Origin of the sequence: Microcoleus sp. BM001215392 (assembly GCF_036700185.1) — a bacterium.
Lineage (GTDB): Bacteria > Cyanobacteriota > Cyanobacteriia > Cyanobacteriales > Microcoleaceae > Microcoleus.
On record NZ_JAUBOJ010000020.1, the window covers coordinates 8,112 to 14,718 of the forward strand.

General features: G+C 48.7%; 4 protein-coding genes and 1 pseudogene. 3 read left to right on the forward strand and 2 right to left on the reverse strand.

Translation table 11 applies throughout. The features are described from left to right. Positions 1-92: 92 nt before the first annotated feature. A complete protein-coding gene (locus QT974_RS04165; RefSeq protein WP_333467261.1) occupies positions 93-3,011 on the reverse strand; it encodes a sensor histidine kinase in 2,919 nt (972 codons plus the stop codon). A 427-nt stretch (positions 3,012-3,438) separates the two neighbouring features. Here QT974_RS04165 and QT974_RS04170 point away from each other — a divergent pair, with 427 nt between their 5' ends. Continuing rightward, a complete protein-coding gene (locus tag QT974_RS04170) occupies positions 3,439-4,599 on the forward strand; it encodes a quinone-dependent dihydroorotate dehydrogenase (protein ID WP_333467262.1) in 1,161 nt (386 codons plus the stop codon). Positions 4,600-4,813: 214 nt separating this feature from the next. Here the strand turns inward: QT974_RS04170 and QT974_RS04175 are convergent, their stop codons facing one another. Beyond that, the gene (locus QT974_RS04175) at positions 4,814-5,038 is read right to left on the reverse strand and encodes a hypothetical protein (RefSeq protein WP_333467263.1); all 225 of its coding nucleotides are present in this window, start codon (positions 5,036-5,038) and stop codon (positions 4,814-4,816) included. Between the two features lie 530 nt (positions 5,039-5,568). Here QT974_RS04175 and QT974_RS04180 point away from each other — a divergent pair. Together QT974_RS04180 and QT974_RS04185 are read left to right on the forward strand one after the other, a co-directional pair. Beyond that, positions 5,569-6,207 carry a transaldolase family protein gene (locus tag QT974_RS04180; protein WP_333467264.1) on the forward strand — a complete coding sequence of 213 codons (639 nt, stop codon included), beginning with the start codon at positions 5,569-5,571 and terminating at the stop codon, positions 6,205-6,207. A gap of 211 nt (positions 6,208-6,418) precedes the next feature. After that, positions 6,419-6,607: pseudogene (locus QT974_RS04185) on the forward strand (calcium-binding protein); the annotation flags it as partial.

Below are 6,607 nucleotides of genomic sequence, written 5' to 3' on the forward strand. Positions count from 1 at the left end.
GCGGACTGAAGTCCTCGCTACTAGCCAGGGATGCGGACTGAAGTCCTCACTACTAGCCTGACCGATCGCACGTTACTGCTTCTGATAGCATTTTAACAGGTGGCTAGGGGCAGGACTAAACGGGCGACAATTAAGTTATTTTGTAAGATTTCTAAGGAAAATTCTCCTCCCATTAACTGTACGGCGCGCTGACAAATTAAGAGATTTTGGACGATCGACCTATTTGACGCCACAGCCAATATATCAGTCTCCGAACCGCCGTTGAACGCAGCAATTAACTGTCGATCGCACTCGCCGTTATCGATCACAGATAATTCTAGGCGATCGTCCCCCAAAAGTTGAGAGCGAATCTCAATCTTGTCGCTAACAAGAGAGCGCCTACAAGCCATCGCCAGCAATTCGCACAGAATCAAATCCAGCTTGATGCTGTCACCGCGAACGCTCAAAGTCTGGCCCGCTCTCAGCGACACAGCAGTCTCTCTGTTGACTTCCAGCAAGATTCCCGACTGTTTGACCAGGGGGGACGTGCGATCGAGCGATCGCCTCAGCCAAGCGCTCACAGGCACCGCATCTCGTCCTACTTGCAAGCGCCACTGTTCGTGTTTGAGCACCAAATGAATTGACCCCAAAGCATTACCAATTTGCCGCAAAACCTGTTGGTAGCGCAAAGTTTTCAGAGCATCCTTTTGTTCCTTCGCCACCAGCAAAATCGACTGGCTCAACTCTCCCAACTCCTTCACCCCGGCTCCCACAGTCCGGTAAAAGTCCTCGAAACGGCGCTGCTTGTACCAGTTGAGCATCTCCAGCTCCAATCGCTGCGACTCGGCGGCCGATTGCACAGCCAAATACCTGCGCCACCAAGCCAACTGAGACGCCATCGAACTCAATAAATTCACCGACAACTCCGACCACTGACGGCCCGCAGCGTCTGCAACCACCACAATACCGGACGGAGCGTGTTCTGGGGCACTTTGCAGCGGCACTGCCAGAATCTCGCCAATTCCCGGGCTGCGCAGCCACCGCTTCGTCGCCAGCGACAGTTGGCTCGTGCTCTGTTGCAGCACGCCCGATTGCGCCAGGGTTTGTTGGATCAAACCATCTGTTTCGACGACAATCACCGCCTCGGGATTGAGGGCGAATACGGGATTGGCAGCTACAGCCGCCGAGATTGAAGCTTCCTGCTGGCCTGGATTCCAAGTAATTACGGCTACTAAAGGACAGCCGATAGTCTGGGAAAGATTTTGAGCAAAGTTACGATCGAGCTTTTGCAGTGGCCACTCTGGGAACATCTGGGCTGAAGTACCAGATTTCTGTTGTCCAGAATCCTGCCAGCTTGATTGTTGCAACAGCGCCAAACCCGATTTGATCGATCGCTCAAATTGATGATATTTCTCAATTTCCGAACTCTGCTGCCAAGAATGCAAGATCAATCCTAGCTGTTGGCTGACTACCCGAACTAATTCTCGCTCCGAGCGCCTCCAAGTGCGAGTCGCGCTGTGTCCGACAACCAGCAAACCCTCGATCGATTTGGGATTTGGGATTTGGGATTTGCGATTGAGGCTTTCTGGCTCCGACTGTTTGGTGCGAGTGTTCGACGCCAAAAGCGATCGCACCCCCACTTCCGCGAGCACTTCCCGCCACGCCCCCAACCGCCCGTCTTCATCCCAATTTTCAATCGCCAGAGGTTCCTCGCGATCGTGCAACAGCGCCACGTCAGAGGCATCGAGGGCCTTAAGCGGCGAGGGCACTTGTCTGCGGTTGCGGGGCAGATTTTGGCACACAATTTCAAAGCGATTTTGTTCTTCCCGGTACAGCAACAACAAAAAGTATTCGCATTTGAGCCGAGAGCACAACTGCTCGGCCGTATTTTTCAAAGTCGCCTCCCAGTCAGCATCGGTGTAGATAGCGCGAGCGATGCCGGCAGTTAAATCTCGATCGATCCGTGTTTCCTCAATCCTCTCCTCCATCTCCGACAAAGGAGCAGTCAGAGCCACTAACTGCGCCGCTCCCCGCAGGTAATGTTTTTCGTTATCTTGCCAAATCCTCGGCTCGCCAGCTTCCACTGCCAAAAATCCCAACAATTCCCCTTCTAAAACAATCGGCGCCGCCAACAAAGAGCGAGCGCGGATTTGCTGCATCAACCGCCCCGTCAGCTCAGTTTTTAGAGAACTGTGAGATTCACCGATCCAAACCATTTCTTCCCTAGCCAAAGCCTGATAAAATTCTCCCAAGTCTTGCACGGTGATGCCCGAAGCCGGTCGGATCGAGCCTAAACCCGGAGCAACTTGGCGGTTGCTGACTCGGCGCCAAAAATAGCGGCGCTCTCGCTCGAACCAGTAAACATTGGTGCGCGTCGGCTCGATAAATTCATGGGCTTGTTCGACTACCGCTTGCAAATATTGGTCGAGCGATCGCAGTTCCCGCAACTGCGAAATCAGCGATAATAAAGACTCGTCCGGGCGTTTGATTAGTTGTCGCTGCCAATCTTTTTCTATTTGATAAAGAGCCGTTGCTAGCGCTCCAAATACCATCGACAATTGCGTTTTTTCCCCCGAACTTGGCGATGCTCCCCACACATCAGTCCCCAGCAAAATCACCCCGTAGCAGCGGTCTTTGTAGCGCAGCGGAAACAGAGTCGTGCCTTGAATGTTGTAAGTTTGAGCTGCTTTGCGCCATTCTCCGGCTCGATTGGACGATCGCAAATCCGGGACTCCCACCGGCCGCAGTTGAATCACCACTTGTTCCAGCAAATCCCCCGGAGTCAGTCCAAACCGCTGTTTGAGAAAAGACAAGTCCCCGTTAGGAGTCATGCCGCCTTTTCCAAACAATCTGTGGGCTTGTCGATCGTACAACCCGATCCAAATCAACCGCCAGTCAAAATCCGCTTGCAAGTAACCGAGCGTGGTTTCCAGCAGCACTTCCACATTCTCCTCTTCTCGGAGAGTCTGGAGAAGGCGCTCCATGCCAGCGATTTGTTCGTCTAAATCCTTCGGTCTTTGATCCTGCCCCATTTCCCAGATTCCCCGCACCTTTGTCCGATTTCCAATTCCCCAATTAAAAAGTTTTTAAATTAAAATGGTTCGACTTATAATATAATCGTCTAAATTATGCTTCAATCTAAAACATTGAATAAAGTCGATCGAAGTTAAACTAAAAATCTCACCTTCCCAGTCTCCTCCTGAATATTTTTAGAGAACCAGCCCAAAACCGATACTTGCTTTCCGACACAAGTCGCGGAGCTCCCAAAATTTTAGACCCAACGATCGGCTTTTGGGCTCGTGGCAAAGCTCAATCTCCCAGTTCATCTCTAAAGTAAATCTAAAATCCTTCGAGGCTCCGCCAGCAAAGGACTTGGCCGCGAGTTCCCGCCCAAGTCCCAAATCGAAAAATTAAAAATCGACTCACCCGCTCATTTGTCAACTGCCCTAGGACAAGTCATTGGATATTTATCAATCAGGTGTGCGCCCGCTGCTGTTTTCCGTATTGAAAACCGATGCCGAGTGGCTCCACAACCGCACTCTCCAACTTCTCGAAGTCGCAGCCATAACCCAGTCAAATCCCGCCACCAGCCAAATGCTCAGGCGGCTGCACAAATCTTTGGGAGTCCAAGATTCTCGCCTCGAACAATCCAAGTGGGGGCTGAGCTTTAAAAATCCTGTCGGCTTAGCTGCTGGATTTGATAAAAACGGCGTAGCGGCAGACATTTGGGCAAATTTTGGCTTTGGCTTTGCTGAACTCGGTACCGTCACTTCGCAAGCACAGCCGGGAAATCCCCAACCTCGCTTGTTTCGTTTGTCAGCAGACAGTGCAGCACTCAACCGCATGGGATTTAACAACCAAGGAGCCGCCGCCATGGCCGCTCGGTTTGAGGCCGCACACAAACACTCACAAGATGTCTCGCGCTCCATGCCTCAGTCCCCTTTCCCCTTGGGTCTCAATCTCGGTAAATCTAAGGTAACACCATTAGAGCAGGCAGCCGCCGACTACTTGGAGAGTTTTAAGCTGCTCAAAGATTGGGGCGACTATTTTGTCGTCAACGTTTCCTCTCCAAATACGCCCGGATTGCGATCGCTCCAAGATGCTGCTGGACTCAGCACAATTTTGGAAACTTTGCAACAAGAAAATCGCTCAATCAAGCCAATTTTAGTCAAAATTGCCCCGGATTTGGAATCAGAGGATCTCGCCTCCATCCTCGACTTAGCAAAAACCTACCAATTAGCAGGAATTATCGCCACCAACACCACCATCCGCCGCGACAAACTGAAAACCCAAATCTTGCGAGAAACTGGCAAACCCATCAGCGAAGAAGCGGGCGGAATTAGCGGGGCTCCAGTGCGAGAGCGATCGACAGAAGTAATCCGATTTATCTGGCAATATACCAAAGGCGAATTACCAATCATTGGAGTAGGCGGCATTTTTACCGCCGAAGATGCTTGGGAAAAAATTGCCGCCGGTGCGAGTTTAATTCAAGTTTACACAGGTTGGGTTTACGAAGGGCCATGGATGGTGCGCCGAATTTTGGCAGGCTTGCTGCAAAAGTTAGAAGAAAAAGGATTTAATTCGATTTCAGAAGCCGTTGGTTCAGAAAATATTAATTAGTCGCACATTCCGACAAATCCATAGGGGCTAAAACCTAGGTTTCTGTAGAATAATCAATATACCTCTGCAAAAAACCAAGTCTTGAACAGGCATGATGCCTGTTCGACAATAACTATTAGAGATGTTGAATTACCAGGGAGCGAGTAATGATTTCCCACAAAAATAGCGGATTATCCGATCGCTAAATCGACCGTCACAGCGCTTGCTTCATAAATTACTTTGGTTTAGAAAGCCCCGCCAGCGACCAACTCAAGCTTACCACCATCAAACGTCCTAGAGCCTTCAAACGTTCTTGCGCCGTATTTTCCAGCAATTGAGGTAAAGTTTCAGACTTAACATTTACCGAGAATTCCTCAGCGGTTGCTGCTTTTTGGGATGCGACTGGTTGCGAAGATGTCTCAAGGCTGACTTGTCGCTGCTGATTTTCTGGTTCGGTCATTTTTGAGTCACCTCCTTGAGTGATTGCATACATAACCCTTACTACAAATCCAAATCATGTGTGTCCGGTATTTGGGAAGTCAATTTCTCTGTCCCCAACAATGGCATTTACCAACTCACCTCAAACAAGTTTTGAGTTGATTTACAAGCTATCTTCAACAGCACTTATACACTTTTCACGCTCGACTAGGTTATTTTACGTAATTCCTATAAAATCAAAATTTATCTCGTCAGCAGTAAAATAACCGCGATCGCCTTTGTATTGAAAACCTCAATGACTCTGGAGTTGTAAAGGACTCAGAGTCTTCACTACAAGCATATTTAATTGTGAGGGTGACTGCCGGCACGATATGACGCATTGTCAACTTATACAAGCGAAGTGATGCAGATATCTCAATAGTTATGTTTACTTGAGAGTAATATGTCTGAGATTGTGATATTGTTACAACATAACAATTAAACTCGCTCCGATCGCTCTCAAACAGAAAGCAAAAGTCTGGAAAATCTTAATCAACTAAAGGTGTAGAGCCGATGGCAATTTATGTCGATACTGCAATTTTAGCCGAAGCCACACTGGCGAGCAAGTTCGGGTGGATAGCGGGAATTACTACTAATCCGACACTTTTGGCCAAAAGCGAACTATCTCCAGCGGAGACGCTTAAACAACTGGCACAAGTGATTCCTGGGGAAGTGTACTATCAGCTAACAGCATCAGATTTTGATGGCATGGTAGCAGAAGGAAAAGCCGCTTTTGAGGCGATCGGGCAACAAACAGTTTTGAAAGTTCCAGCAACGGCGGCGGGCTTCCAAGCAGTAGCCCATTTGTCGCCGGAAATTCCTTGTGCAGTGACGGCTATTTACAGTGCAGCCCAGGCCGTTGTTGCCGCAGAAGCCGGTGCCAAATATGCGATCGCCTATGTGAATCGCGCCACCAGACTCCTCGGAGACGGTTTTGCCTTAGTGCGGGATATGGCAAATGTCTTGAAGCAAAGCAATACTGAAATTTTGGCAGCTAGCATTAAATCCCCAGAAGAAGCGGTAAAGACTTTATTAGCCGGCGCCCATCATTTGACATTGCCTTTAGACGTATTGCAAGCAATGGCACTTCACGAATTGTCGCAGCAAACTGTGGATGAATTTGCCAAAAACGGGCGGGGAATTAGTTATTAGATTTTGCAACACAGAAAACTTGATTAATTCTGGAGTCATTATCATTTGCTCGCTGAATGTATATCTGTTTTGCTATTTTGTCTACTGTTGGTAACATTTGTTGATAAATATGACTTTTATGAACTCAAGGTTATGACTTTTATGAATTGACTTTGAGATCTCTTTACTGAATGATATCAATCAATACTTTTACTTTTAAATATCAGGGTTTATGACTATTACTCGCGTCTCAGTTGACTCAGCGGGCAATCAGGCGATCGGCAGCTCCTTGAGCCCCTCCATCTCAGCCGACGGGCGGTTTATGGCGTTTGAATCTGATGCCTCCAACCTCGTGCCGGGAGACAATAACAATAGTCAAGACATCTTCGTGCGGAACTTGTTAACGAACACCATCACCCGC